Source organism: Micromonospora sp. DT41 (assembly GCF_049841715.1).
GTDB lineage: Bacteria > Actinomycetota > Actinomycetes > Mycobacteriales > Micromonosporaceae > Micromonospora > Micromonospora profundi.
Window position 1 is genome coordinate 37,120 of the sequence record NZ_JBNCKU010000026.1, and the last position, 26,810, is coordinate 63,929.

General features: G+C 72.4%; 26 protein-coding genes and 1 pseudogene. 14 read left to right on the forward strand and 13 right to left on the reverse strand.

The window, feature by feature from the left end:
* Nucleotides 1-14: 14 nt before the first annotated feature.
* The gene (locus ACLQ23_RS29910) at nucleotides 15-1,991 is read left to right on the forward strand and encodes an ABC transporter ATP-binding protein (RefSeq protein ID WP_355594540.1); all 1,977 of its coding nucleotides are present in this window, start codon (nucleotides 15-17) and stop codon (nucleotides 1,989-1,991) included.
* A 36-nt stretch (nucleotides 1,992-2,027) separates the two neighbouring features.
* Here ACLQ23_RS29910 and mug read toward each other — a convergent pair whose 3' ends face one another.
* The 6 genes from mug to ACLQ23_RS29940 form a co-directional block, all read right to left on the reverse strand.
* Entirely contained in the window at nucleotides 2,028-2,624 is a 597-nt protein-coding gene (gene mug / locus ACLQ23_RS29915) for a G/U mismatch-specific DNA glycosylase (protein ID WP_425881424.1), read from the reverse strand.
* A gap of 95 nt (nucleotides 2,625-2,719) precedes the next feature.
* Nucleotides 2,720-3,481 (reverse strand): SDR family oxidoreductase, encoded by a 762-nt coding sequence (locus ACLQ23_RS29920; protein ID WP_425736072.1) that lies wholly within the window; start codon nucleotides 3,479-3,481, stop codon nucleotides 2,720-2,722.
* Complete coding sequence (locus ACLQ23_RS29925; RefSeq protein WP_425736073.1) at nucleotides 3,466-4,011, reverse strand: hypothetical protein; 546 nt, start codon at nucleotides 4,009-4,011, stop codon at nucleotides 3,466-3,468. The genes ACLQ23_RS29920 and ACLQ23_RS29925 overlap by 16 nt, the downstream gene beginning before the upstream one ends.
* Nucleotides 4,008-4,826, reverse strand: coding sequence for a DUF692 domain-containing protein (locus ACLQ23_RS29930; RefSeq protein ID WP_425736074.1), 819 nt, complete (start codon nucleotides 4,824-4,826; stop codon nucleotides 4,008-4,010). The genes ACLQ23_RS29925 and ACLQ23_RS29930 overlap by 4 nt, the downstream gene beginning before the upstream one ends.
* Nucleotides 4,823-5,749, reverse strand: coding sequence for a TIGR04222 domain-containing membrane protein (locus ACLQ23_RS29935; RefSeq protein WP_355631398.1), 927 nt, complete (start codon nucleotides 5,747-5,749; stop codon nucleotides 4,823-4,825). Before ACLQ23_RS29935 ends, ACLQ23_RS29930 begins: the two co-directional genes overlap by 4 nt.
* 70 nt (nucleotides 5,750-5,819) lie before the next feature.
* Nucleotides 5,820-6,392: a TetR/AcrR family transcriptional regulator gene (locus ACLQ23_RS29940; RefSeq protein ID WP_151489832.1), complete on the reverse strand. Its 573-nt coding sequence runs from the start codon at nucleotides 6,390-6,392 to the stop codon at nucleotides 5,820-5,822.
* Nucleotides 6,393-6,480: 88 nt separating this feature from the next.
* Here ACLQ23_RS29940 and ACLQ23_RS29945 point away from each other — a divergent pair, with 88 nt between their 5' ends.
* The 3 genes from ACLQ23_RS29945 (at nucleotide 6,481) to ACLQ23_RS29955 (ending at nucleotide 9,160) form a co-directional block, all read left to right on the forward strand.
* The gene (locus ACLQ23_RS29945; protein WP_425736075.1) at nucleotides 6,481-7,335 is read left to right on the forward strand and encodes a carbon-nitrogen hydrolase family protein; all 855 of its coding nucleotides are present in this window, start codon (nucleotides 6,481-6,483) and stop codon (nucleotides 7,333-7,335) included.
* 64 nt (nucleotides 7,336-7,399) lie between these two features.
* On the forward strand, nucleotides 7,400-8,044 hold the full coding sequence (locus tag ACLQ23_RS29950; RefSeq protein ID WP_355594408.1) for an HAD family hydrolase: 645 nt from the start codon (nucleotides 7,400-7,402) through the stop codon (nucleotides 8,042-8,044).
* A 183-nt stretch (nucleotides 8,045-8,227) separates the two neighbouring features.
* Nucleotides 8,228-9,160 carry an RIO1 family regulatory kinase/ATPase gene (locus ACLQ23_RS29955; RefSeq protein ID WP_355594410.1) on the forward strand — a complete coding sequence of 311 codons (933 nt, stop codon included), beginning with the start codon at nucleotides 8,228-8,230 and terminating at the stop codon, nucleotides 9,158-9,160.
* Nucleotides 9,161-9,208: 48 nt separating this feature from the next.
* Here ACLQ23_RS29955 and ACLQ23_RS29960 read toward each other — a convergent pair whose 3' ends face one another.
* Nucleotides 9,209-9,457, reverse strand: a complete 249-nt coding sequence (locus ACLQ23_RS29960; protein WP_053657052.1) for a DUF2630 family protein — start codon at nucleotides 9,455-9,457, stop codon at nucleotides 9,209-9,211.
* 523 nt (nucleotides 9,458-9,980) lie between these two features.
* Here ACLQ23_RS29960 and ACLQ23_RS29965 point away from each other — a divergent pair.
* From ACLQ23_RS29965 to ACLQ23_RS30005, 9 genes are all read left to right on the forward strand, one after another.
* Nucleotides 9,981-11,318, forward strand: a complete 1,338-nt coding sequence (locus tag ACLQ23_RS29965) for a cytochrome P450 (protein ID WP_355631403.1) — start codon at nucleotides 9,981-9,983, stop codon at nucleotides 11,316-11,318.
* On the forward strand, nucleotides 11,315-12,232 hold the full coding sequence (locus ACLQ23_RS29970) for a terpene synthase family protein (RefSeq protein ID WP_355594412.1): 918 nt from the start codon (nucleotides 11,315-11,317) through the stop codon (nucleotides 12,230-12,232). The genes ACLQ23_RS29965 and ACLQ23_RS29970 overlap by 4 nt, the downstream gene beginning before the upstream one ends.
* Nucleotides 12,225-13,838: a prenyltransferase gene (locus ACLQ23_RS29975; RefSeq protein ID WP_425881423.1), complete on the forward strand. Its 1,614-nt coding sequence runs from the start codon at nucleotides 12,225-12,227 to the stop codon at nucleotides 13,836-13,838. Before ACLQ23_RS29970 ends, ACLQ23_RS29975 begins: the two co-directional genes overlap by 8 nt.
* A 124-nt stretch (nucleotides 13,839-13,962) precedes the next feature.
* Complete coding sequence (locus ACLQ23_RS29980) at nucleotides 13,963-16,530, forward strand: sensor histidine kinase (RefSeq protein WP_355594416.1); 2,568 nt, start codon at nucleotides 13,963-13,965, stop codon at nucleotides 16,528-16,530.
* 92 nt (nucleotides 16,531-16,622) lie between these two features.
* Nucleotides 16,623-17,045 carry a roadblock/LC7 domain-containing protein gene (locus ACLQ23_RS29985; protein WP_053657058.1) on the forward strand — a complete coding sequence of 141 codons (423 nt, stop codon included), beginning with the start codon at nucleotides 16,623-16,625 and terminating at the stop codon, nucleotides 17,043-17,045.
* A 5-nt stretch (nucleotides 17,046-17,050) separates the two neighbouring features.
* Nucleotides 17,051-17,437, forward strand: coding sequence for a DUF742 domain-containing protein (locus ACLQ23_RS29990; RefSeq protein WP_053657059.1), 387 nt, complete (start codon nucleotides 17,051-17,053; stop codon nucleotides 17,435-17,437).
* The gene (locus ACLQ23_RS29995) at nucleotides 17,418-18,029 is read left to right on the forward strand and encodes a GTP-binding protein (RefSeq protein WP_355594418.1); all 612 of its coding nucleotides are present in this window, start codon (nucleotides 17,418-17,420) and stop codon (nucleotides 18,027-18,029) included. Before ACLQ23_RS29990 ends, ACLQ23_RS29995 begins: the two co-directional genes overlap by 20 nt.
* A 96-nt stretch (nucleotides 18,030-18,125) precedes the next feature.
* Nucleotides 18,126-18,461 (forward strand): YciI family protein, encoded by a 336-nt coding sequence (locus tag ACLQ23_RS30000; RefSeq protein ID WP_355594420.1) that lies wholly within the window; start codon nucleotides 18,126-18,128, stop codon nucleotides 18,459-18,461.
* A 94-nt stretch (nucleotides 18,462-18,555) separates the two neighbouring features.
* Nucleotides 18,556-19,770, forward strand: coding sequence for an RNA polymerase sigma factor (locus ACLQ23_RS30005; RefSeq protein ID WP_355594544.1), 1,215 nt, complete (start codon nucleotides 18,556-18,558; stop codon nucleotides 19,768-19,770).
* 79 nt (nucleotides 19,771-19,849) lie between these two features.
* Here ACLQ23_RS30005 and ACLQ23_RS30010 read toward each other — a convergent pair whose 3' ends face one another.
* Nucleotides 19,850-20,698 (reverse strand): LysR family transcriptional regulator, encoded by an 849-nt coding sequence (locus ACLQ23_RS30010; RefSeq protein WP_355594422.1) that lies wholly within the window; start codon nucleotides 20,696-20,698, stop codon nucleotides 19,850-19,852.
* A gap of 95 nt (nucleotides 20,699-20,793) precedes the next feature.
* Between ACLQ23_RS30010 and ACLQ23_RS30015 the strand changes: the two genes are divergently transcribed.
* Nucleotides 20,794-21,525 carry an SDR family oxidoreductase gene (locus ACLQ23_RS30015; RefSeq protein WP_355594424.1) on the forward strand — a complete coding sequence of 244 codons (732 nt, stop codon included), beginning with the start codon at nucleotides 20,794-20,796 and terminating at the stop codon, nucleotides 21,523-21,525.
* A 10-nt stretch (nucleotides 21,526-21,535) separates the two neighbouring features.
* Here ACLQ23_RS30015 and ACLQ23_RS30020 read toward each other — a convergent pair whose 3' ends face one another.
* From ACLQ23_RS30020 to ACLQ23_RS30040, 5 genes and pseudogenes are all read right to left on the reverse strand, one after another.
* On the reverse strand, nucleotides 21,536-22,312 hold the full coding sequence (locus ACLQ23_RS30020; RefSeq protein ID WP_355594426.1) for a hypothetical protein: 777 nt from the start codon (nucleotides 22,310-22,312) through the stop codon (nucleotides 21,536-21,538).
* 81 nt (nucleotides 22,313-22,393) lie between these two features.
* Nucleotides 22,394-22,864: a YfbM family protein gene (locus ACLQ23_RS30025; RefSeq protein WP_355594427.1), complete on the reverse strand. Its 471-nt coding sequence runs from the start codon at nucleotides 22,862-22,864 to the stop codon at nucleotides 22,394-22,396.
* Between the two features lie 89 nt (nucleotides 22,865-22,953).
* Nucleotides 22,954-23,139 (reverse strand): DUF397 domain-containing protein, encoded by a 186-nt coding sequence (locus tag ACLQ23_RS30030; protein ID WP_355594429.1) that lies wholly within the window; start codon nucleotides 23,137-23,139, stop codon nucleotides 22,954-22,956.
* Nucleotides 23,130-23,273 (reverse strand): annotated as a pseudogene (locus ACLQ23_RS30035) (Scr1 family TA system antitoxin-like transcriptional regulator); the annotation flags it as partial. The pseudogene ACLQ23_RS30035 and the gene ACLQ23_RS30030, both read right to left, overlap by 10 nt.
* 150 nt (nucleotides 23,274-23,423) lie before the next feature.
* Nucleotides 23,424-26,276 (reverse strand): aconitate hydratase, encoded by a 2,853-nt coding sequence (locus tag ACLQ23_RS30040; RefSeq protein ID WP_355594431.1) that lies wholly within the window; start codon nucleotides 26,274-26,276, stop codon nucleotides 23,424-23,426.
* Between the last annotated feature and the right edge of the window lie 534 nt (nucleotides 26,277-26,810).

Genomic DNA, 26,810 nt, shown 5'->3' on the forward strand with positions numbered 1-26,810 from the left:
GCGTGTCCAACCACATGTCCGGCGGTGGCATGGCCGGGTGGAGCATGCTCCGGTCGCTGCGCAACCGCGACGAGGTCTCCACCCACCGGCTCAAGAGCGGGGTGGCCCGGCGCATCGTGGCGTTCGCCCAGCCCTACCGGCGCGACATCATCGTCTTCCTGGTCACAGTGGTCCTGGCCGCCATCATCGGCGTGGCCACCCCGGTGCTCGCCGGTGACGTCATCAACGCGATCAACAGGGGTGGCACCGAGGCCGGCCGGCTGGTGATCCGGCTGGCGCTGTTCATCGCCGCGCTCGCGGTCGCCGACGCGCTGCTCTCCCTGGCCCAGCGGTGGTATTCCGCCCGCATCGGCGAGGGCATCATCCTCGACCTGCGCACCCGGGTCTACGACCACGTGCAGCGGATGCCGTTGCAGTTCTTCACCCGCACCCAGACCGGCGCCCTGGTCAGTCGGCTCAACAACGACGTTCTCGGCGCCCAGCGGGCGTTCACCTCCACCCTGTCCGGCGTGGTCAGCAACGTCATCCAGCTGGTCCTCACCGCCGCGGTGATGTTCACCCTCTCCTGGCAGATCACCGCCCTGTCGCTGGTGCTCCTGCCGATCTTCATCATTCCGGCCCGCCGGGTCGGCCGGCGGCTTGCCGACATCACGCGCGAGGCGTACAACCTCGACGCCAAGATGAACGCCACGATGACCGAGCGGTTCGGCGTGGCCGGCGCGCTGCTGGTGAAGCTCTTCGGGCAGCCCGACATCGAAGCCCGCCGGTTCGCCGGGCGGGCCGAGCGGGTGCGCGACATCGGCATCCAGTCCGCCATGTACTCGCGGACGTTCTTCGTCGCGATGCTGCTTGTCGCCTCGCTGGCGCAGGCGCTCACCTACGGCCTCGGCGGCTGGCTCGCCGTGACCGGTGGTGTCAGCGCGGGCACCGTGGTGACCCTCGCGCTGCTGCTGACCCGCCTGTACGGGCCGCTCACCGCGCTCTCCAACGTCCGGGTGGACGTGATGAGCGCGCTTGTCTCCTTCGACCGTGTCTTCGAGGTGCTCGACCTCAAGCCCGGCATCGTGGAGAAGCCCGACGCGGTGCCGGTGCCCCGTGGCAGCGGCCGTGTCGACTTCCGCGACGTGCGGTTCCGCTACCCGAGCGCCGCCGAGATCTCCCTCGCCTCCCTGGAGGAGGTCTCCACCCTCGACCGGACGATAAACGAGCCGGTGCTCAAGGGCGTCTCGTTCAGCGTCGAGCCGGGGCAGATGGTCGCCCTTGTCGGCCCGTCCGGCGCCGGCAAGTCGACGCTGTCGATGCTGATCTCCCGGATCTACGACGTGACCGACGGTCAGGTGCTGGTCGGCGGGGTGGACGTCCGCGACGCCACGCTCGCCTCGCTGCGCGACGAGATCGGCGTCGTCACCCAGGACTCGCACCTGTTCCACGAGACGATCGCCGAAAACCTGCGCTACGCCAAGCCGGACGCCACCGACGACGAGATCTGGGCCGCGCTCGCCGGTGCCCAGGTCGCCGATCTGGTCCGGTCACTGCCCGACGGCCTGGACACCACTGTGGGGGAGCGCGGTTACCGGTTCTCCGGCGGCGAGAAGCAGCGCATCGCCATCGCCCGGCTGCTGCTCAAGGCCCCGTCGATCGTGATCCTCGACGAGGCGACCGCACACCTGGATTCCGAGAGCGAGGCGGCCGTTCAGCGGGCACTTGCTGTGGCGCTTGCCGGGCGTACGGCGCTGGTTATCGCACACCGGCTCTCCACCGTCCGTGACGCCGACCAGATCCTGGTCCTCGACGGTGGGCGGATCGTCGAGCGGGGTCGCCACGACGAGCTGGTAGCGGTCGGTGGGCTCTACGCCGAGCTGTACCGGACCCAGTTCGCCGTCGCCGACTCGCCCCGACCGTTCGTCGACGCGACAGGCCCCGAGCCGATCGTCATGCCGCTGGGCACGTACGTCGCCGACGAAGCGATGCCGCCCGCCGCCGCCAACTGACCCGAGGGTCCGCGCACCTGCCGGTGAGCAGAACGCTCACGCCTGGCGGCGGTCGGGCAGGCCAGTGGCCACCCGCAGTTCGGCGAACGCGGCACCCAGCGTGACAGGCGTGAAGTGTGCGTTGAGGCCACTGGGATTCGGCAGCACCCACAGCCGTGCCCCGGCCAGTGGCTCCGGCTGCGGCCCGAAGGTGGCCTTCGGCCTGCCGAAACCGATTCGGTACGCGGTCACGCCGACCACTGCCACCCAGCGCGGGCGGTTGCGGGTCACCTTGTCGGTCAGGATCGCGGCACCGTCGAGGAGTTCCTCGGCGCTCAGCTCGTCGGCGCGGGCGCTGGCCCGGGCGGCCATGTTGGTGATGCCGAGTCCGAGGGCGGGCAGCTCGTCCTGTTCGCTCGGGTGCAGCAGTCGGGGGGTGAACCCGCCCGCGTGCAGCGCCGGCCAGAACCGGTTGCCGGGTCGGGCGAAGTGCCGGCCGGTGGCGGCCGACCAGAGGCCGGGATTGATCCCGACGAAGAGCACCGCCAAGCCAGGCGTGAGCACGTCGGGGATGGTCCGGTCGGCGGCGGCGGCGAGATCCGCGCGCGTCGGCCGCAGGTGCGCGGCGGCCGGCAAGTCCGCGGCGGCCGGCAGATCCGCGCTCGTCGGCCCGGCTCGGCTGGTGGACGACCGTGCCAGCGTCGGCGGTTCAGTGCCGGCGGCGTCGGAGCGCCGGCCTGCGCCCGCTGTCACAGGCCGCGCAGCGCGCCACCGTCGACCGGCACTGTGAGGCCGGTCAGGTAGCTCGCGGCGGGGGAGAGCACGAATGCGGCCACCCGGCCGAACTCGGCCGGGTCGCCGATGCGCCGCAGCGGGATGCTTGCCTCGGCCTCGGCGCGGGCCTGCTCGGGGTCGCCGGTGGCGGCGAAGAGCTCCCGGTTGCGGTCGGTCATGATCCGGCCGGGTAGCAGACCGACGACGCGTACGCCGCGCGGGCCGTAGTCGTCGGCGATGTCCTTGGCGACACCGACAAGGCCGGGCCGCAGGCCGTTGGAGATGCCGAGACCGGGCACCGGGCCGCGGGCCGAGGTGGAGAGCACAAGCCCGATCGCGCCGCCCTCGGGCAGGGCGGCGGCGACGGTACGCGCCGCGCGGACGCTGCCGAGGAAGACCGTCTCGAAGGAGTGCCGCCACTGCTCGTCGGTGATCGACGCGGCGTTGCCGGGCGGTGGGCCGCCGACCGAGATCAGCGCGCCGTCGACCCGACCGAAGTGCTCCCGTGCCGCCGCGACGAGCTGCTCCGGGGTTTCCGGGTCGGCCAGATCGGCGGCCAACCCGACAGCGTGCTCCGGGCCGCCCAACTGCTGGGCGGCAGCTGCCACCGCGTCGGCGTCGCGGGCCGACAGCACCACCCGCGCCCCGTCGGCGACAAGGCACTGCGCCGTCGCATAGCCCAGGCCACGGGAGGCGCCGGTGAGCACGTACACCCGGTCGGTCAGTCCGAGATCCATGCGGCCGATCCTGCCGCATCCGGTGCGCCATCCTCAACGGGGGCCGGTGGGCGTGGGGCGGGGCGCAGCAGGCGTACCCGACCGGCGATCTGCACCGCGACGGCGCCGCCGGCGCGGCCCACTGCCGGCATCCGGCGCGGACACGGCGTCTGTCGCCCGTCGTAGCGCAGGCCCGCCTCCCGGACGGCCAGCTCCTCGGCGCCCGCCGGAGGCAGCGCGTTGCGCTCGCGGAGGTGCCGGGCCAGGTCCCACCCGTCGCGTAGCGAACCGGCGGTGGGGCGGCCGTCGGCCCAACCGGCGAACGTCGTCCACCACAGCTTGCCGAGGCCGGCGGCGACCAGCGGCCAGTGCCGGGCAACGTCGCCGGCACGCTTGCGCAGCAGCGCCGTTCGGGTGGCGGCCAGCGGTCCGGTGGCGAACCCGGCCGGCGGCGGGCCCCCGGCGACAAGCGCCGCCACCAGCTCCGCCTGCCGCTCGGCGAGGCGACCTCCGGGCGGCCCACCGTCGGTGGGCGGGGGAGCGCCTGTCATGTCACTGCCGGGAAGCCCGCGGCCGCGGCCAGGGCGTCCAGTTCGGCGCGCAGCTCGGCGGCCGGCGGATAGCCACCGTCGCGTTCCAGCAGCAGCGCCGGTGGCCGCTTGCGGGCGCAGAGCGCGCCGACGAGCTCCAGCACCGCCTGCGGCACCGGATCGGTGTGCGTGTCGTGGTAGAAACCGCAGTGCTCCGCCCCGCCGGCCACGTGCACGTAGCCGATCCGTTCCAGCGGCAGCCGGTCGAGAAGCGCGAGCGGGTCGGTGCCGCGGTTACGCGCGTTGGCGTGCACGTTGGCCACGTCCAGCAGCAGCAGGGCGCCGGTCCGGTCCAGGATCTCGGTGAGGAAGTCGGCCTCGTCCAGCTCGTCGTCGGGCCAGTCGAACAGCGCGGCGATCGGTTCCAGCGCGATCGGCACCGGCAGGTCGGCCTGCGCGCGGGCCACGTTGGCGCAGACCGCGTCGACAGCCTCCCGGCTGCGTGGCAACGGCAGCAGATGGCCGGCCTCAAGCCCGCCGGCCCGGACGAACGCGATGTGCTCGCTGACCAGCGGCGCTCCCAACCGCTGTGCCACCTCGGCCAGGTGGGCGACACGGGTCGGGTCGACCGGCTCGGCGCCGCCGAGGGAGAGCCGCACCCCGTGCGGTACGACGCTCACGCCGCGCTCACGCAGCTGCGCCAGCCCAGGCGGGAGCGGCCCGGTGGCGGGCACCGACTCGGCCACCACCTCGACGAACCGCAGCCCGGGCAGCTCGGCCACGAAACCGGCGATCTCCGGGCGCCAGCCGATGCCGACGCCGTACGGGCCGGTCATCCGCCGCACCCACCACCGCCGCAGCCACCACCTCCACCACTGCCGCAGGAGCTGCCGCCCCCGCAGGAGCTGCCGGTGGTACCCGACGATCCGCCGCTGTAGCCCGACGACCAGCCTCCGCTGGCCATCGCCTGCCGTTGGATCTCGGCCTGCTCGGCGAAGCCGGGATCGATCGCCCAGAGCGACGCGGCGCCGTACAGGGCCACGCCCATCGCCGCGCCGGCCGCGCCGTAGGTGGCGTAGGCGGGGGCCGATCCGGGAGCCAGGTGGGTGTGCTGACGGCGCAGGTCGCGCAACGCCGCCCGGCCGGCCCGGGTGGTCTGCGGGATGCGCCAGAGCAGCAGCACCGCCACCAGCACGCCGAACAGGGTGGCCACCAGGTAGCCCACCGGGCGGCCGTTGAACAGACCGGCGGCCAACCGCACCACACCGAGCACCAGCAGGACGGCGAGGATCCGTACCCACCGACGTGCGGTGGCCCGCCGCGCCGCTGTCGGCAACAGCCCACGCTCTTCCAGGCCGGTGCGGAGCTGGTCGAGCGCGGTGCGTACCCGCTGGTCCTGGCCCAGGTCCCGGGCCCGGGAGCGCTGGTGGGCCGCCCAGTGGATGGCCTGGTCCAGCGGGGTGAGGCCGGTCGGCGCCGGGCCGGTGGTGAGCAGCCGACGGTCCGGCCCGACACCGATCGCGCCGCTACCTCGCAGCCCGCCGAGCGCGGCGTGTACGGCGAGCCCGGGCCCACCGTTGAGGTATGCCGCCTGCTGCGGGCCGAGCGGCTCGACGAAGGCGCTCCGGGGGCCGGCTGCCAGCCGGACCCGGTGCCACACCGCGAGCGCGACGACCACTGCGGTCGCCACCAGGTAGAACCGGAGGAAGGTCGGGCCGGGGATGCCCCAGGTGTCGCCCGACGCGGCGTGGACGATCATCGGCTGCTCCTGTCGCCGGAGGGATCGGCGGCCTCATTGTGGAGCACCGCCGCCACGCGGCGAAACGGGCTCAGCGGCGGCGCACGGCCTCCTCGACGAGGTCGAGCACCGGGCCCAGGTCGCCGGCCGGTCGGCCCATCGCCAGGTGCAGCACCAGGCCGTCGTAGGCCAGCTCCAGGAACTGCGCCAGCACGTCGATAGGTACGTCCTCACGCAGCACCCCGGCGTCGCGCTGGCGGGCCAGCCGGTCCCGGGTGGCCTCGGCGATGGCGGCGGACCGCTCCGCCCAACGCCGGGCGAACGCGGGGTCGGTGCGCAGGCGGCGGGACACTTCCAGTTGGCTGCCGAGCCACCCGGTCGTGTCGGGGGAGACGGCGCGGGCCAGCAGATCGCGCATCACCTGCACGAGACCGTTGCGGGCGACCGTCTCGACCATGACGGCGGCGTCGTCCTCGGCGACGGCGAGGAAGAGCGAGTCCTTGTCCCGGAAGTGGTGGAAGATGGCGCCCCGGGAGAGCCCGGTGGCCTCCTCCAGACGGCGGACGGTCGCCCCCTCGTAGCCGTGCCTGGCGAAACACGCGCGCGCGGCGGCGAGGATCTCCTGCCGGCGCGCGTCGAGCTGGTCCTGGCTTACTCTTGGCACGGGTCGATCGTCGCAGGTCACCCCCCGCCGTGCAAACCGTACGTACGGCTTGGTATTTCGCCGGGATCGGCACCGCTACCATCGCCCGGTGACTCCCACCGTGCCCGCCGCGCCGCTGACCGTCGCCGCCGTCCAGGCCACTCCCACGCCCGGTGACGTCGCCGGCAACGCGAGCGCCGCCGCCGGGCTGGTCCGGCAGGCGGCCGGGCAGAACGCCCGTGTGGTCGTCCTGCCCGAGCTGTACCTCTGCGCGTACCACCCGCCGACCCTCGCCGCCGACCCGAGTGGCACCGACGTCGCCGTCGACCCGGCCGGAGCGGTCGCCGACCCCCGGCTCGACCCGCTGCGCGACGCGGCGCGTACGGCCGGGGTCACCGTGGTGGTCGGTGCCGCGGCCCGGCACCCGGACGGCCGGCGGACCATCGCCGCGCTTGTGGCCGACCGGACCGGCGGTATCCGACTCGGGTACGACAAGCAGCAGCTGTGGGGCGGCGAGCGCGACCTGTTCACGCCGGGTGGGCGGGGCGCCACGCTGCTCGTCGACGACTGGCGACTCGGGCTGGGCATCTGCTACGACGGCTGCTTCCCCGAGCACGGCCGCGCCGCAGCGCTCGACGGCGCGCACGCCTACCTGTGCCCAAGCGGCTATCTGGCCGGCTCCGAGCACCGCCGGGACCTGTACTACGCGGCGCGGGCCCTGGACAACACGATGTTCGTGGTCTTCGCCAACGCCGCCGGGGGTGCCGACCCGTGGCGGTTCAACGGCGGCGCGGCGGTGTACGACCCGCAGGGACGGACCCTGGCCAGGGGCGCCGACGAGGGTACGGCGGTGGTGGTGGCGACGCTGGACCCGGCCGTCCTCGCCGCCACCCGGGCCGCCCATTCGATGCTCGCCGACCGGCTGCCGAGCCAGGGCGGCCCACGGGTGTCGCTTACCTGTTGAGCCTGAGCGAGGCCGAAACACACGGCATCTGTTGGCGGACACGTCGGTCCCGTAGGGTGCCCGAGTGCCACTGCTCCTGCTGGACCTGGACAACACCCTGCTGGACCGGGCCGGGCCGTTCCGCCGCTGGGGTGAGCGCTTCCTGGGCGGCATCGGGGCGCCGCCCACCGACATCGACTGGCTGATCTCCCTCGACGCCGACGGGCTGACCGACCGGTGGGACCTGGCCGACGCCATCCGGGACCGGTACGAGCTGCGTATCCCCTCGATCGACCTGGTCGAGGAGCTGCACGACGGCGTGGTGGCGCAGACCCGGCTCGACTCGCTGACCGCCTGCGCGCTGCGCATCGCCGACGACGCCGGCTGGGTGCCCGTGGTGGTCTGCAACGGGACCGTACGCGTCGAGGACGCGAAGATCCGACGGACCGGGCTGGACCGCTACGTCGCCGACTGGGTGATCTCCGAAGAGGCCGGGGTCAGCAAACCCAACCCGCGGATCTTCGCGCTCGCCGCGCAGCGGGTCCGGATGCCGCTGCGTGGCGCCTGGGTGGTCGGCGACAGCCCCGAGGCGGACATCGGCGGCGCGGCAGCGGTCGGGCTGCCCAGCGTCTGGCTGCACCGGGGACGGACCTGGTCCGACGTGCGGTTCGCGCCGAGCCGCACCGTGGACGGCCTGATCGCGGCCGTCGCCACTGTGCTCGCGAGCTGACGCCCCGGCCCCCGTGCGGTGGCGGTAATTCGGTTGACGTGTCGTTCGGGCCGCCGCGAGGATTGGCGGCGCATCGTGCACCCGGGTGTTGGCCCGGTTCGAGGAGAGGGGGTCGGTCATGGCCGTCTTCGCAGGTCGCTTCCAGCTGCCTAACCCAGCCTCGACCAAGGGAACCTCACCACAGTGCGCGATCATGACCTTCCGGCGCTGGAGCGCCGAAGCCGCGGCAAGAGCCGCTTCGACGATGACGAACCGCAGTATCTGAAGCGCGGGCGGCCGATCGAGCTGCCCGCTGACCCCGACGACCAACCCGACCCCGACACGGGCGAGCGGTGGTCGTCCTGGGACGACGCCGTACACGGGCCGGAACCACACCCGCAGTGGCTGGTCACCGAGTTGGCCGCCAAGGACACCGAACTGGGTGTGCTGAAGACCGGCAAGGAGGCGGACGTCCACCTCGTCCGCCGGGCGGTGCCGGACACGGACCGTTCCTGCCTGCTGGCAGTCAAGCGGTACCGGGACGCCGAGCACCGGTTGTTCCACCGCGACGCGGGCTACCTGGAGGGCCGCCGGGTACGCCGGTCCCGGGAGAACCGGGCGATGGCTGGCCGGACGGCGTTCGGCCGGCAGATGATCGCCGGGCAGTGGGCGGCGGCCGAGTTCGCGGCGCTGGCCCGACTCTGGGAGATCGGCGCCGGGCACGACCGGATCGCCGTGCCGTACCCGGTGCAGTTGCGCGGCACCGAACTGATGCTGGAGTTCGTCGGCGACGCCGCGTCGGGGCAGGCCGCGCCCCGGCTGGCCCAGCTGCGACCCGGCCCGACCGAGCTACGTGACCTGTGGGGTCAGCTCGGGGAGGCGCTGCGGGTGCTGGCGCGGGCCGGCTACGCGCACGGCGACCTGTCGCCGTACAACCTGCTCGTGCACTCGGGACGGCTGGTCGTGATCGACCTTCCGCAGGTGGTGGACGTGGTGGCGAACCCGCAGGGGCCGGAGTTCCTGGCCCGCGACGTCCGGGTGGTAAGCAACTGGTTCCTGGCCCGGGGGTTGACCGCCGAACAGGTCGACGTCGGCGCGCTGACCGGGGAGCTGCTGCGCGAGGCGGGCCTGCGCTGATCGGGGCGGGTCGGGTGACCCGAGCGGCCGCCCGACCCGCCCTGCCGGTCACTGGAGGTAGCGCTCCACCTCGGGCTTGGGGCGTTCGCCCTGTGCGTCGGGGTCGCCGTGGGTCTCCCGCGCTGCCCGGCGGCGGCGCAGCAGGTCCCAGCACTGGTCGAGGGACTCCTCCAGGTCGCGTAGCCGCTCGCTGGTCTCGCCCTCGGTGCCCGACTCGTGGGCCTGGGCCGCCGCGCGCAGCCGGTGCTCCTCGTCGACGAGTTCGGAGATCCGGTTCAGGATGGTCTTGTCGTCCATGCTGAGAGCCTGGCACAGGGTGCCCGGCGTCGCCCGGATTCGCAGGGACCGGTGCGTCCGGGCTCACGCGCGCCGGCGCTGTTCGCCGGCCGGTGCCACCCCGCCGACCCGCTGAAGCCCGACGGCACCCAATCGCCGCCGTCGGTGCCCGCAATGCGGTACGGGACCCCAGCGGGCTGTGACGACGCAGTGTCGCTGCTGCGGGCCGGTTTTGGCAGGCCCGGGACAATTCCGGTTTTCTGTCAAGCGGCGCGACCTGCGCCGGAGCCTTACCCTGACCATCCACTTCGGACAAATGAATGTCGTCCACCTTGCGGTGAACCTGGCCCGGACCTGGAATTTCACGGGTCAGAGGTCTAGAGGTGCCTCGGATTTGGTGAGATGCTTCCGTCGCCCAGAAGGTGAAAGTTCCACAGCTCCGACCGGCCGAAGTGGACAGCGGAGGCCGCCGGACCGACGAGGAGACGCCATGCCCCAGGTGTCCGATGCCGGCCCCGCCCCCGTCAGCACCGACCCCCGGATGATCCCGCTCCGTCGCGTCCTGCCCGCGCTGGTCCGCGATCCCCTCGGCGCGCTTGTCGGCTTCGCCGACGACGCCGAGGGTGAGGTCGTTCGCCTCAATCTCGGCTCGTTCCGCCCCTACCTCGTCAGTCATCCGGAGCATTTGCAGCGCGTCCTGAGGGACAACGTTGCCAACTACACCCGCGACGGGGACGGGTTGCTCTGGCGGCCGGTCCGCCGGATCGTCGGCGACGCCATCCTGGTCGCCGAGGGCGAGGTGTGGGAATCCAGCCGGGGTGCGCTGCAACCGCTGTTCACCGCTAAGCGGGCCGAGACGCTCGTCGACAGGATGGCCGAGGCGATCAACGAGGCCGTCGACGAGTGGCTGGAGCCCGCCCGGGAGGGCCGACCGCTCGATGGCGGCGCCGAACTGACCAAGATCGTGCTGCGGACCACCATGCGGGTGCTCTTCGCCGACCGGATCTCGGTGCCCGACGCGCTGCGGATCAGCGCCGCGCTGGACACCCTCACCACCGCGATGCTCCCGCGCCTGCTGGTGCCCTTCGTGCCGTACGCGGTGCCGATGCCCCGCGACCGCGCCTTCAACGAGGCGGTGAGGACCATCGACGAGGTGGTGCTGCCGATCATTCGGGAGGCCCGGGCCCGACCCACCGACGGCGACGACATCATCTCCACCCTCTGCCGGCCGCGCGCCGACGGCAGCGAACCCGACGAGTACGCGATCCGCGGCGACGTGGTGGCCATGTTCTCCACCGCCACCGAGACCACGATCGCCCTGCTCTCCTGGCTCTGGCCGGTGCTGGCGTCCCGACCCGACGTGGCCGAGCGGATGACCGACGAGATCGAGCAGGTGGTCGGCACCGAACGGGTCGGCCGCGCGCACCTGCCCGAGCTGCGGTACGGCCGGATGGTCCTCGACGAAATGTTGCGGCTCTACCCGGCCGGCTGGATGATCCCCCGGACCGCGGTCGGCGACGACGTGCTCGGCGGCGTCCGGATCAAGGCCGGTGGCACCGTGCTTGTCAGCCCGTACGTCACCCAGCGGATGTCGACGTTCTGGACCGACCCGGCGCTCTTCGACCCGGAGCGGTTCGCGCCGGAGCTGCCGCGGCGGCGCTACCGCTACTCCTACTTCCCGTTCGGCGGGGGCCCGCACCAGTGCCTCGGGCAGTACCTGTTCCTGCTGGAGGCGCAGCTCATCGTCAGCACCGTGCTGAGCCGCTACCGCTTCCGGCTGCGCGGACCGGTCGATCTGACTCCCCGGATGGGCGCCTCGCTGCAGCCCAAGCAGCGGGCCGAGCTGATCCTCACCCCGGTCGCCGGCACGGTCGTGCCGTGACCGGCGCACCGTGGCCGGTGCAGACCGGTCCCGATCCGGTCGCCGAGCAGGGCCGGGTGTGCGCGCTCGCCGTGCGCGGTGTCCGCGACCTCCAAGGCGTCACCGCCGCCCACCCGGAGCTGTTCGACGCGGCACCGTTCGACCCGGCGCTACTCAGCTCGGTGGCCACCGTGGTCGCCTTCATCGCGCCGTGGCACACCGCCGCCGAACTGCGGATCACCACCCGTACCGTGCTCTGGGTCTTCGCGGCCGACTGGCAGATCGACTACCTCGCCCGGTCCGTGGACGACGTCCGGCAGGTGGTGACCGACTGCCTGTCGGTGGCCGACGGCGCGGCGCCCCCACCGGGGCGACACCTGGCCGGGCTGCTGGCGGACCTGCGCGACGAGCTGGCCACCGTGCCGGCGTTCGCCCGGCTGCGCCCGATCTGGCGCGACGAGTTGGCCCGGATGCTTGCCGCCGCGGCTCGGGAGTGGGACTGGAAGAACCTGCCGACCGACCCGACCACCGGGCGACGCCTGCCGGACCTGGACCGCTACCTGGAGAACGCCGACAACTCTGGCAGCTCCTTCGTCAACGTCACCCACTGGATAGCCACCGGCGACGAGAAGACCCTCGCGCAGCTGACCGACCTGCTGGACGCCGGACGTGGCGTCCAACGGGTGCTGCGACTGGTCAACGACCTGGCCACCCACGGTCGGGACGCTGAGTGGGGCGACCTGAACGCCCTGCTGCTCGTCGACGACCCGGCGCAGGTGCACGCCCGACTGGCCGAACTCACCACCCGCTCCCGGGGAGACCTGGCCGCCCTCGCGCAACGGTGCCCCCGCCAGGCGGACTACCTGCACCGGCAGATCTCCTTCACCGGCGGCTTCTACCAGGTGTCGGACTTCTGGGGGGAACGCGATGAGTGACGGCGCCTTCCGCGTCCTGGCCGACCCCGCCACCGGCCGCGACCCGGCGACCGACGCCGCCCGCGAGCTGATCGCCGGCCTCGCGCTACGGCCGTGGGGGCGGGTGGCCGCCTCGGTGTACGAGAGCGCCCGGCTGGTCGCCGACGCGCCCTGGCTGCCCGGGCACGACGAGCGGATCGGTTTCCTCCTGCGCGCACAGCGCCTGGACGGCGCGTGGGGGCCACCCGAGGGGTACGCCCTGGTGCCCACGCTGAGCGCCACCGACGCGCTGCTCGCCGTGCTGGCCGACGGTGGAGGGACCAGGACGCGCCTGCTCGCCCCGGCGGCCCGAGGGCTGGCGGTGCTCAGCGACCGGCTGCTCGCCGCCGACGCGCGGACGCTGCCGGACACCCCGGCACTGGACCTCATCGTCCCGGCGCTTGTCGAGTCGATCAACGACCGGCTGGACCGGGTGACCTGGGAGCAACTGCCCACCCCGCCGCTGACGCTGCCCCCGGGCCTCGGGGGCGACCGGCTGCGGGCGGTGCGGGCGGCGGTGGCCGCCGGGGCGGCACTGCCCACGAAGCTGGCTCACTTCTACGAGGTGCTCGGTGCGATGCCCACCGACGCCGGCCCGACCCTCACCGCCGTCGGCGCGTCACCGGCGGCGACCGCCGCCTGGTTGAGCGCGGCCGGCCCGGACGCCGGTCCCAGCGCCCACGCGTTCCTGCGAGAGTTGATCCGGGACGGCCGTGGCCCGGTGCCCTGCCCGACCCCGATCACCGTGTTCGAGCGGGCCTGGGTGCTCAGCGGGCTGCGCCGGGCAGGCGTCACTGTCAACCCGCCGGCCGCCGTGTTGGACACCCTGACCGCCGCCACCGCCGGGACGGGCGTGGCCACCGGCGAAGGGCTGCCCGCCGACGCCGACACCACCTCGGTGGCCCTGGACGCGCTGGCCCGACTCGGTCGACCGGCCGACCCGGCCGGCCTGTGGGCGTACGAGACGACGGACGGTTTCTGCACCTGGCCGGGGAGCGAGGACGGCTTCTCGGTGACCACGAACGCGCACGTGCTGGACGCGTTCGGCCAGCACGTGGCCGCGCATCCCGACGCCGACGCGCGATACCACCGGACGGTCGAGCGGCTCAGTGTCCTGCTGCCCACGCACCAGGACGACGACGGCGCGTGGCGGGACCGCTGGCACGCGTCGCCGTACTACGCCACAGCCTGCTGCGTGCTGACACTCGTGGAGTTCGGCAGGGGAGGGGCGGCGGCCGAGGCCGTGGACCGGGCGGCCCGGTGGGTGCTGGACAGCCAGCGCGCCGACGGCTCGTGGGGGCGGTGGGCCGGCACCGTCGAGGAGACCGCGTACGCCCTGCAGGTGTTGCTGGCGGCGCCGACGGGTGCGCCACGGGTCACCGACGCGGTGGCCCGGGGGCACGCCTACCTGCACAGACCAACAGGTCCCGAGCACCCTCCACTGTGGTACGGAAAGGAGCTGTACTGTCCTACCGCAATCGTTCGCTCGGCGGTGCTCGCCGCCTGCCGGCTGGCCGCCGTTCGCCTGCCGGGCGCCGACCGTTCGGTGGTGGATTGTGGTTACCAGGCAACAAAAACATCGACTTGAGGGGTTGTGGGGACACTGCTAGCGTACGCAGAGCCTCAGCCTCGTATGCCCCGCCGTGGCGGGGACGATGCATCCATGATCACCCGTTGATGAGCTGAGTCAACGCCCGGCCTGGGACGGTTCAATGCGTTCTCGCGGTACGAGTATCCGCACCAAGGTTGTCGCCCTGCTGCTCTCCCTGGTCGCGCTCTGGATGTTCGCGGCGTGGATCACCTTGCGGGACGGCTTCAACCTGCTCGGTGTCCAGGTGATCAACAGCAGGGTCTATGCGCCCAGTGAGCCGCTGCTGCAGGAGCTTCAGTTGGAGCGGCGCCTGACGCAGGCGTACCTGAGCAACCCCAGCGCCGAGCAGCGCGCGGCGCTGGAGGCCGAGCAGCGCAAGGCCACGCAGCTCGCCGAGAAGTTCGCCGACTCGGTCCGTCACTGGCAGGTCGACGTGGCCGGCAGCAAGGCCCTCGACGCCCAGTTGGATGCCTCGATCGCCCAGATCGGCGCCCTCGAGCAGACCCGCGCCGAGGTGCTCGGCCGCTCGATCGACAGGGTCTCCGCGGCCGACGCCTACACCGGCGCCATCGAGTCGATCTTCCAGATCTACGACGTCACCGGCAGCCTCGACGACAAGGCGATCGCCGCCGACGCGGCCGCCCTGATCCAGCTCAACCGCATGAAGGAGCTGATCTCCCAGGAGGACGCGCTGCTCAGCGGCCTGTTCGGCAACGGCCGGATGAGCGGGCCCGAGTACGCCCGCTACGTCTCCCTGGTCGGCGCGGAGCGGTTCCTCGGCGAGGAGACCCGCTCCCGGCTCGCCGACGCCGACCAGCGCCGCTACCAGCAACTCGTCGAGGGCGAGGCGTTCACCAGGCTGCGCGCCGTACAGGACAGCATCATCCGCGAGGGCCGACCGGCGACTCAGCTGCCGGTCAGCGCCGAGCAGTGGCGCGGCACCGTCGAGCCGGCGCTGGCCGAGGTGAACGACGTGGTCGTCGCCGGCGGTGAGGGCATCGTGGACCGGGCGACCGGCGTGGCGGTGATGGTCGTCGTCCGGCTCGTGCTCGCCACCGGTCTGGGTCTGCTCGCCGTCATCGCCTCGGTCGTCGTCTCGATCACCACGGCCCGGACCCTGCTGCGCCAGTTGGAGAGGCTGCGCCAGGCGGCCTGGCAGCTCGCCGATGAACGGCTGCCCCGCGTGGTGGAACGACTCGGTCGCGGCGAGGAGGTCGACGTCGCCACCGAGGCACCCCCGCTGGAGTTCGGCACTGACGAGATCGGCCAGGTCGGCAAGGCGTTCAACGCCGTCCAGGAGACCGCTCTGCGCACCGCCGTGGAGCAGGCCGAGCTGCGTCGCAACGTCCGTGACGTCTTCCTCAGCCTGGCCCGGCGCACCCAGGCCCTGGTGCACCGCCAGCTCACCCTCCTGGACGCCATGGAGCGCCGTGAACACGACGCGGAGGAGCTGGAGGACCTCTTCCGGGTCGACCACCTGGCCACCCGGATGCGGCGCAACGCCGAGAACCTGATCGTGCTCTCCGGCTCCACCCCGGGCCGGGCCTGGCGGCGCAACGTTCCGATGGTCGACGTGGTGCGCGGCGCGGTGGCCGAGGTGGAGGACTACACGCGGGTCAACGTGCTGCCGCTCGGCCCTGTCTCGCTCGCCGGCCGGGCGGTCGGCGACATCATCCACCTGCTCGCCGAACTCATCGAGAACGGCCTGTCGTTCTCGCCACCGCACACCACAGTGGAGGTCCGCGGTCAGCTGGTGGCCAACGGGTTCGCCATCGAGATCGAGGACCGGGGTCTCGGCATGAGCGAGGAGGACCTGGCCGCCGCCAACCACCGCATCGTCGACCAGTCCGAGTTGAACCTCGCCAACGCCGCCCGGCTCGGGCTCTACGTGGTGAGCCGGCTGACCGAGCGGCACGGCGTGCGGGTCCGACTGAAGGAATCGGCGTACGGCGGCACCACAGCCGTCGTGCTGATCCCGCTGGAGCTCGTCACCGAGAACGGGGTCGCCCCGGAGGACACCGGCACACCTCCGGCCGGGACCGCCATCGCGCTGCCTGCGGCGCCGATCTCCGGTGCCGGCGACGCCGGCAGTCCCGCCCGGCGCTCGCCGGTCGCGCTGGCCACACCGGCATCGGACCCGACCGCGTCGGTCACCAACACACCGGAAACGCCGCCGCTGGCGACACCGGCACCGGCCGGCAGCGCCGCCGACCAGGCCGACGGGGACGTCGTACTCCCCACCCGGCAACGGACGACCCCGCCCCGCGGGCTGCCGGAGCTGCCCACCCGGACCCGGCGCCCCCTGGGTCAGTCGGCCCTGGAGGGGCCGACTGTCGCCACCGGCCTGCCCGCTATCGACCGCGCGGAGCCGGCGACCGGCCCCGGCGAACCGGCCGCCGACGGTGGCCCGGTGCCGGCCCGGGCGGAGACCGACCGGACCGACTCCGGCCTGCCGGTACGGATCCGGCAGGCGAACATCGTGCCCGAGCTGCGCGACGACCCGGCGGCGACGGAGTCCGACGAGGAGGACGTGGTACGCCCGCCGGAGCAGGTGCGCCGGATGATGAGCTCCTACCAGAGCGGCACCCGACGCGGTCGCACCGACGCGGCACGACTGCTCGGCGGGGCGTCCGGCGCCTCGCCTGCGGCGACGCCCGAGCCGACCGACGAGGAACCGCAAGCCACCTGACCGAGCGTCGGCGCTGCGGTTTCCGCGCGGTGTGACGGTCAGACCCAAGACGAGTACGGCGCAAACTGCCGGGCGAGAAGAGGACGACGAAAGTGGCCCAGAAGACGGCTTCGAGTGCCGACCTGACGTGGTTGCTGGACGATCTGGTGGGGCGGGTGAAGCAGGCCGAGCACGCGGTCGCGCTCTCCTCCGACGGGCTGTTGATGGCTTCCTCGCAGGGATTGAGCCGGGACGACGGCGAGCACCTCGCGGCGATGGCCGCCGGCATCCAGAGCCTGGCCCGGGGCGCCGGCAAGCGCTTCGGCGGCGGGCAGGTGCAGCAGACGATCATCGAGATGCAGTCGTCCTTCCTGTTCGTCACCGCAGCCGGCCGAAACGCCTGCCTGGCGGTTCTGGCAAGCGAGGACGCCGACGTCGGCCTGATCGCGTACGAGATGGCGATGCTCGTCACCCGGGTCGGCAAGTACGTTGCCTCGCCCTCGCGGGACACCGCCCAGCCGGCCGGCGAGAGGTAACGGCAATGACGGTGCAGGGAGAGTCCGCGGACCACCAGTGGGTGGACGACCATGCGGGCCCGGTGGTCCGCCCGTACGCGGTGACGCGCGGGAGGGCCCGCCCGGTCACCGGCACGTTCGACCTGATCTCCCTGGTCACCGCGACCCGAGCCGACGTCACACCGGAGGCGGGCCTCGGACCCGAGCACCTGGCAATCGTCGGCCTGTGCCAGCGAATACAGTCAGTCGCCGAGATCGCCGCCCACCTCGACCTGCCGGTGGGCACCATCCGGGTCCTCCTCGGCGACCTCGCGGCCCGCAGCCTGGTGCAGGTACGCGAACCACAGACCACGGCCGGTCTTCCCGACAACAGCATCTTCGAGGCGGTAATCAATGGACTACGGGCACTCTGACCGGCCGGCGGGAGCGACCCCACTGCCCACCGCGATCAAGATCCTGGTCGCCGGTGGCTTCGGCGTGGGCAAGACCACGATGGTCGGTGCGGTGAGCGAGACCCGGCCGTTGCGCACCGAGGAGGTGTTGACCGAGACCGGGGTCGGCATCGACGACCTGTCCGGGGTGGAGGGCAAGACCACCACCACGGTGGCCATGGACTTCGGCCGGATCACCATCAGCGACGACCTGGTGCTCTACCTGTTCGGTACGCCCGGGCAGGACCGGTTCTGGTTCGTGTGGGACGAGTTGGCGTTGGGTGCCATCGGCGCGGTAGTGCTGGCCGACACCCGCAGGTTGGCCGACTGCTTCCCCTCGATCGACTACTTCGAGGGCCGCGGCACCCCGTTCGTGGTGGCGGTGAACTGCTTCGAGGGTGCCCGGAACTACCGGCTCGACGAGGTGCAGACCGCGTTGAACCTCGACCCGGGCGTGCCGGTGCTGCTCTGCGACGCCCGCCAGCGCGAGTCGAGCAAGGAGGTGCTCGTCACGCTGATGGAGCACGCCATGAAGACCCGTGAGGCCCGGCGCCGCGCCGCCGCTGGCGACTGACCGGGAATCCGGGGAAAATTCTGTCGGCCTCGCTGTCCGGTACGGCCCCGGCCGACCGTCATGCTGACGAAACCCGGACACACGAGGGAGCGTCAGTTGAAGTACATGATGTTCGTCTGCACCGACAGCGAGCCGGACACCGACCCGACCGAACTACCCGACGTCGAGAAGTGGGTGACGGACAACGACGCCAGTGGTCGCCGCATCACCGGCGACCGACTGGCGCCGGCCTCGGCGGCCACCACCGTCCGGGTACGCAACGGTGACCTGCTCGCCACCGAGGGGCCGTTCGCCGAGACCACGGAGGTGATCGTGGGCTTCGACCTGCTGGAATGCGCCGACCTGGACGAGGCCATCGAGGTGGCCCGCGCACACCCGATGGCACGTGAGGGGCGGCTGGAACTGCGCCCGCTCATGATCCTGTCCGACTGACCGGGTGGCCGGGACCGACGACGACCCGGCCGGCCGGCACGACCCGGCTGGCACGGGTACGCACGCCCCGGCCGACGGACACGTCAACGGGGGTGTGGCCGCGGCGGCGCAGGCCGCCGCGGCCGCCGGCGTGCACGCGTACCCCAGGATCGTCGCGACCCTGATCCGCGTGACCGGCGACTGGGCGCTGGCGGAGGACTGCACCCAGGAGGCGCTGACCGCCGCCCTGGAGCGCTGGCCCGCCGACGGCGTGCCGGCCAACCCGGGCGGGTGGCTGATGACTGTCGCGCGCAACCGGGCGATCGACGTGCTGCGCCGGGCCGCCGTGGAGCGCCGCAAGCTGCACGATCTGGCGGTCCTCAGGCCGACCGACGGGCAGCCCGAACCCGAGGCGGGGGAGGACGTGGTGGACGACCGACTACGACTGATCTTCACCTGTTGCCACCCTGCGTTGGCCATCGAGGCGCGGGTGGCGCTGACGCTGCGGACCGTCTGCGGCGTGCCGACCGCCGACATCGCCCGACTCCTGCTGGTGAGCGAATCGACGATGACCCGACGGCTGACCCGTGCGCGGACCCGCATCGCGCAGGCCGGTATCCCGTACCGGGTGCCGAGCGGGCCGGCCCTGACCGAGCGGCTGCCCGGCGTCCTCGCCGTGCTGTATCTGCTGTTCACCAGGGGCTACCTCCCCGACGGTGAGCCGGCCTTCGCCGACGAGGCGGTCCGGCTGGCCCGGCTGCTCGACGCCCTGATGCCGGGGCACTCCGAGGTGGCCGCTCTGCGGGCGTTGATGCTGTTGCAGCACTCCCGGCGCGACGCCCGCCGCGACGGTGCCGGTGACCTCGTCCCACTCGACCGGCAGGACCGCCGCCGGTGGGACCGCGCGGCCGTCGCCGAAGGGCTCACCGCGCTGGCCCGGGTCCGGGACGACGGCCCGTACGCGTGGCAGGCCCGCATCGCCGCCTGCCACGCCACCGCAGCCAGTGCCGAGGAGACCGACTGGCCGGCGGTAGCGCGGGCCTACGACGCGCTGGCAGCCCTCGGGTCGTCACCGGTGGTGGCGCTCAACAGGGCGGTGGCGTACGGCTATGCGTACGGGCCGGAGGAGGGGCTGGCGGCGCTCGACGCGGCACGTGCCGGCGGCGCCCTGGACGCTCATCCCCTCGCGCTGGCGGTGGAGGCCGACCTGGTGGCCCGGCAGGGTGACAGGCCGCGTGCCGCCACCCTGTTCCGCCGGGCGGCAGAGGCGGTGGGCTCCATTGCCGAGCGTCGCGCATTGCTGACCCGGGCCGGCGAACTCACCCCGTAGCCGCCCGGCCGGCCTGGCCTGCTCACCGTGCGGGCCGGGACGGCTCCCTACGGGACGTCGGCTACCGGGTGGGCCGGCGTCACAGGCGGGTGGCGGTCCGAACGAGGCTGGCGATCGCCCGGGACCGGCTGTGCGGCGGCCAGGCGATCACGGTGGTCACCGCTGGCGCGTCCGGCACCGGCACGGCTGCCAGATCGGCGAGCAGCAGCGACCGGCAGGACTCCGGCAGCACCACTGCGGCGCGGCCGAGCGCGATGAGCTGGAACAACTGGGCGTGGTCCCGGACCTCGGGGCCCGGACCGTCCGGATACGACCCGTCGGCCCGGGGCCAGCGCGGCATCGGCAGGTCGGGCAGCGCCTGCACCTCGGCCATCCGCAGGTGTGACCGCCGGGCCAGCGGATGGCCGGCCGGCAGGACCGCAACCTGCTGCTCGGTGACCAGTTCCTCGGAGTCCAGGCCGGTCGTCGAGTCGAATGGCAGGTGCAGCAGCGCCACGTCGGCCCGTCCGTCGCGCAGCAGCCGTTCCTGTTCGCCGATGCCGCACAGCAGCACCTCGACGGGGACCGCGTCCGGCTCGACCGCGTACGCGTCGAGCAGTTTCGGTAGCAGCTCGCTCGACGCGCCCGCTTTTGTCGCCAGCACCAGCCCGGGGTCGCCGTCCGTGGCCTGACCGGCGCGGCGGGTTCGTCGGTCGGCGGCCTCCACGGCGTCGAGAGCGGCCCGACCCTCCCGCAGCAGCACCGCACCGGCCGCGGTGAGCGTGACGCTGCGGCTGTCCCGTTCCAGCAGGGTCACGCCGAGACGCCGTTCGAGTTGCCGGATCGCCCGCGACAGCGGCGGCTGGGCGATGCCGAGGCGGCGTGCGGCCCGGCCGAAGTGCAGCTCCTCGGCCACCGACACGAAGTAGCGAAGCTCCCGCGTCTCCACCCCGCCACCGTACCGCCGGGTCGATACCCGTCGGGTATCGCCCGCTACCGAAGCGGTGTTGGAGGGTCGCGCGCCGCGCGGACAGGATCGAGACCATGAGCGAACGGACGATCGCGCTGGTGACGGGCGCGAACAAGGGCATCGGGTACGAGATCGCGGCCGGCCTGGGGGCGCTCGGCTGGCGGGTGGGAGTCGGCGCGCGGGACGAGCAGCGTCGGGAGGCAGCAGTGGCGAAGCTGCGCGCGAACGGCGTGGACGCGTTCGGCGTACCGCTGGACGTGACCGACGACGCGAGCGTGGCAGCCGCCGCGCGGCTGCTGGAGACAGAGGGCGGCGGGCTCGATGTGCTTGTCAACAACGCGGGCGTGACCGGCGGCGGGCGGCAGCGGCCCGGTGACGTCGACTTGGCGGCCGTGCGGGCGGCCGTGGAGGTCAACGTGATCGGCGTCGTACGGGTCACCGAGGCGATGCTGCCGCTGCTGCGCCGCTCGGCGTCGCCCCGGGTCGTCAACATGTCCAGCGGCGTCGGCTCACTGGCCCGGCAGAGCGCCTCGGCCGGCGAACACCAGACGGGGCCGCTGTCAGTGGCGTACGGGCCGTCGAAGACCATGCTCAACGCGGTGACCGTCCAGTACGCCCGGGCGCTGGCCGGCACGAACATCCTGGTCAACGCCGCCTGCCCAGGTTTCACAGCGACCGACCTGAACGGCTTCCGGGGCGTGCGGACCCCGCAGCAGGGCGCGGCGATCGCGGTCCGGCTGGCGACGCTGCCCGACGACGGGCCTACCGGCGGCTACTTCGAGGACGCGGGCGTGATCCCGTGGTGAGGGTTGCCCGTCAGCACCACATCACCGGGTTGCCGGTGGTCACCGACGCCGCGCACAGCCGGCGTAGCGGCTCCACGATGTGGGCGAAGTCGTCGCCCGACCGGCTCCGGGTACGCACGGCGAGCCGCTCGGGCGGCGGCCCACCGTGCTCGCCCACCGGCCGCATCGCCACCACGGTCCGCGTCCCGCCGACGGTGAACTCCACCTGGTCGCCGGGCAGCGGACGCTGGATGAACCGGGTGGCCCGGAACAGCGTGACCGGCGGGTCGGCGCGGTCGAGGACGAAGAAGCCGTCCCTGTCGACTCCGGCCTGAAAGGCTGGGCCGAACATGAACATCCCGTCGTAGACCTCGACGTACTGCATCAGCACCCGGCCGGTCGCCTCGTCGATCAGCTCGACCTCGTCCGCGATCCGGGCGGTGTGCGCGAACGCGTCCAGCTCGGCGAGCGCGACTGCGGCCCGGTCCGCAGGCAGCGAACCGCCGTTGTCGCCTGGGAGCGCGGTGGCGAGCGTCGGGAACCGCTCCGGGCCGGCGGTGCGCAGCGCCTGCTGGAACAGTCGCACGCCGGCCCAGTTGGACACGTGCTCGCTCGCCTGCTCCATGGCCTCGTGCGGGCACGCCTGCGCCAGCCAGGCGTCGAACGTTTCGTGTGCGGCCCGGTTGCTCTCCCACGGCCGCAACAGCGCGAGCCAGCCGTCCTCGTCGTAGCCGACCGGACCGACCGGGCACGGCGAGGCGAGGCCGTCCTGCCAGCACCGGCAGTACACGAACGCGTCGAGTCCCACGCCGGCACGCTACCGGCGTCCGCCCGGCGCCGCGCGCCGGTTTTCCGGCGGTTCAGGTGCCGCGCGTCGATTCGCGGCGGTTCAGGTGACGGCGAGCAGCACGGCGTCTCCGCGCGCCGCCGCGTCGCGGTAGAAGTCGCGCAGCGCGGCGAAGTTCGGCAGCAGGTAGTTGTCGAACTCGTCGTCGCCGTCGTCCCAGATGTGCGGGTAGATCTCGGCCTCGGACATGGCCGCTGGGTCGAAGCGGGCCCGCAGGGTCGCGTCGTCCACCGCGTCGAGCCCGGCGGCCACGACGCGCACGGCGTCGGGCATGAGCAGCCGGGCCGGGCCCATGCCGAGGTCCGGCCCGATCGGGTCGCCACCGACGATCGCCGGCCCGGCGTCGCCCCGGACCTCGTACGTGGTGCCGGTCAGCAGGTAGTGCAAGCCGTGCCACGCCTTGTCGAGGTCGAGCTCGTCCGGGCCACCCTGGAACAGGGTGCCGACCTTCTCCGGATCGGCGAGCACCGCCGCCAAGTCCTCGGTGGACAGCCGACGTGCGTTGAAGATCATGCCCATGGGGTTGCCTCTCGGGGTGCCGGTCGGAATCGGCGGCAGCGTAGCGCGAGCGCCCGACAGGCGTGCCACCATCGGCGGTCGGCTCAGCGGCGGGTCAGCGTCAGGAACCGGGTCCACGCGGCCGGAGTGAAGGTGAGCACCGGGCCGGCCGGGTCCTTCGAGTCGCGTACGCCGACCACGCCGGGCAGGTTGGCGGCGACCTCGACGCAGTCGCCGCCGTTGCCGCCGCTGCGGGTGCTCTTGCGCCACCGGGCGCCGATCAGGTCCATGCCGCCGCCGCTTCCTTCAGCAGTTCCAGGGTCCGCGCGCGGGGCAGCGCCTCGACCCGGATGCGTTCCCACCGACGCTCCAGCGTAGCAATTTCCGAGGGCTGCTCGATGATCTGCGCGCGGGCCTGACTGTCCCGATCGCGATCGTGCGGCGCTTCCTGTGGTTCCTGCCGCTCACCGACTCCGAGGCACGCGCCGTCGCGCTCCGGCTGCGATGACCACGGTACGGCGAGGGCCGCTCCCCGCCGGAGCGGGGAGCGGCCCTCGTGACAGCCGTACGCGAATCAGTTGGCGATCATGCGGCGCAGCACGTACTGCAGGATGCCGCCGTGCCGGTAGTAGTCCGCCTCACCAGGGGTGTCGATCCGGACCACTGCCTCGAACTCCACGCCGGTGTCGGTGGTGACAGTCACCGTGCTCGGGGTGTCGCCGTCGTTCAGGGCCGTCACACCGGTGATGGTGAACATCTCGGTGCCGGTGAGCCCCAGCGACTCGGCGGTGGTGTCCACCGGGAACTGCAGCGGCAGCACACCCATGCCGATGAGGTTGGAGCGGTGGATCCGCTCGTACGACTCGGCGATGACCGCCCGGACACCCAGCAGCATGGTGCCCTTGGCCGCCCAGTCCCGCGACGAACCCGACCCGTACTCCTTGCCGGCCAGGATCACCAGCGGGATGCCGGCCTCCTGGTAGGCCATCGAGGCGTCGTAGATCGAGGTCTGCTCGCCGGTCAGGTGGTTGACGGTGAAGCCGCCCTCCACCCCGGGCACCAACTGGTTGCGCAGCCGGATGTTGGCGAACGTGCCCCGGATCATCACCTCGTGGTTGCCCCGGCGGGAGCCGTACGAGTTGAACTCGTGCCGCGGCACGCCGTGCTCGGCCAGGTACGTCCCGGCGGGGGAGTCGGCCTTGATCGAGCCGGCCGGCGAGATGTGGTCGGTGGTCACCGAGTCACCCAGCTTGGCCAGCACCCGGGCGCCGGAGATGTCGACGACCGGCTGCGGCTCGCGCTGCATGCCCTCGAAGTACGGGGGCTTGCGCACGTAGGTGGAGTCGTCCTCCCAGGCGAACGTGTCGCCGGTCGGGGTGGGCAGCGACTGCCACCGCTCGTCACCGGCGAAGACATCGGCGTACGCGGCGCTGAACCCGGTCGCGCCGATCGCCTGTGCGATGACGTCCTGGATCTCGGCGCTGTTCGGCCAGATCTCCCGCAGGAAGACCGGGTTGCCTTCGCTGTCCTCACCGATCGGCTCGTTTGCCAGGTCGATGTCCATCGTGCCGGCGAGGGCGTAGGCGACGACAAGCGGCGGGGACGCCAGGTAGTTCATCTTGACGTCCGGGTTGATCCGGCCCTCGAAGTTCCGGTTGCCCGACAGCACCGACACCACCGACAGGTCGTGCTCGTTGACGGCGGCCGACACCTCCTCGGGCAGCGGGCCCGAGTTGCCGATGCAGGTGGTGCAGCCGTAGCCGACCAGGTTGAAGCCGAGCTTGTCCAGGTACGGCGTCAAGCCGGCCCGCTCGTAGTAGTCCATGACGACCTTGGAGCCCGGGGCCAGGGTGGTCTTCACCCACGGCTTGCGGCTCAGGCCCTTCTCCACCGCGTTACGGGCAAGCAGGGCCGCGCCGATCATCACCTGCGGGTTCGACGTGTTGGTGCAGGAGGTGATCGCGGCGATCACCACAGCGCCGTGGTCCAGCTCGTACTCGACGCCGTCCGCGCCGGTCACGCGGACCGGGTTGGTGGCCCGGCCGCCCGCGCCGACCGCAGCGGTCTCCAGGTCGCGCGGCTCGTCGGCCGGGTCGCTGAACTCGTTGGCCGGCGGGTCGCTGGCCGGGAACGACTCGGCGCTTGCCTCGTCGGCCGGGCCGTTGGCGCCGCGCGGCAACTCCTCACGGGCCACGCCCGGCTTGAGGTCACGCTCACCAGCGGAGTCGTCGGCGACGTAGTCGGTAAGCGCCGAGCGGAACAGCGTCTTGGCGGCACCAAGCGGCACCCGGTCCTGCGGACGCTTCGGGCCGGCGAGCGACGGCTCGATGGAGCTGAGATCCAGCTCCAAGCGCTCCGAGTACGCCGGCTCGGCCTCCGGGTCGTGCCAGAGGCCCTGCTCCTTGGCGTACGCCTCGACGAGCGCGACCTGAGACGCGTCGCGGCCGGTCAGCTCCAGGTAGCGGATGGTCTCCGCGTCGATCGGGAAGATCGCCACCGTGGAGCCGTACTCCGGGGACATGTTGCCGATGGTGGCCCGGTTGGCAAGCGGCACCGCGCTCACGCCCGGGCCGTAGAACTCGACGAACTTGCCGACCACACCGTGCTTACGCAGCATCTCGGTGATGGTCAGCACCAGGTCGGTCGCGGTCGTGCCGGCCGGCATCTCGCCGTGCAGCTTGAAGCCCACCACCCGGGGGATCAGCATGCTGACCGGCTGGCCGAGCATCGCGGCCTCGGCCTCGATGCCACCGACGCCCCAACCCAGCACACCAAGGCCGTTGACCATCGTGGTGTGCGAGTCGGTGCCGACAACCGTGTCCGGGTACGCCTGGCCGTTGCGCTCCATGATCGTACGGGCCAGGTACTCGATGTTGACCTGGTGCACGATGCCGGTGCCCGGCGGGACGACCTTGAACTCGTTGAACGCGGTCTGACCCCAGCGCAGGAACTGGTAGCGCTCCTTGTTGCGCTCGTACTCAAGCTCCACGTTGCGGGCGAACGCGTCCTCGCGGCCGAACAGGTCGGCGATCACCGAGTGGTCGATGACCAGCTCGGCCGGGGCGAGGGGGTTGACCTTCGTGGCGTCGCCACCCAGGTCGCGTACGGCCTCACGCATCGTGGCCAGGTCGACCACGCAGGGCACGCCTGTGAAGTCCTGCATGAGCACCCGCGCCGGGGTGAACTGGATCTCCACACTCGGGGCGGCGGTGGGGTCCCATCCGCCGAGCTGACGGATGTGGTCGGCGGTGATGTTCGCGCCGTCCTCGGTCCGCAGCAGGTTCTCCAGGAGGATCTTCAGGCTGTACGGCAGTCGGTCTTGCCCGTCCACCTTGTCGATCCGGAAAATCTCGTAGCTCGCGTCTCCGACGCGTAGCTGGGTCTTCGCACCGAAGGTGTCGAGGCTCGCCACGTCGTACTCCTTCACACCAGCGACCGTGAGTAGTCCTGAGCAGTCTGTCGTACCGGCCGGGGTGCCGCCGAAGTTAGGGGACACTTATCAGCCGATCCGATCTCGAATAAAACCGTACGTCCGTCTTGCTAGTTACGCAACCCGGGCGGCCTCTGTCGCCCTCCTCACCCCTAGCCTCCTAGGACGCACTGCAGGGTGTGTGCGGTGCCTCCGATCGTGGGCCGCAGACGGTGGCCATCGCCAGCAACCCATCGGGTACGTGGCCTCGCGGGCGATCCCGTTCGCTCGTACGGTCGGACTTCTCGCGGCGGTCAGCGCGCTGGATCGCTTCACGACAGCCACACGCTGAATCGTTTACGGCATCAGCTCCAAAGGGGCCGGCGGACCATGTGGTCCCGGCCGTGCTCGCGGCCGGCTGGCTGGCTGGCTGGCTGTATGACGGTGAAGGGCCGGGCCCTGGGTGGGTCCGGCCCTTCGGGTCGGTGGGCCACGGGGTCGCTCGTTCTCGCCGCCGGCTGACGTGCATGACGAAGGGCCGGTCCCCTGTGT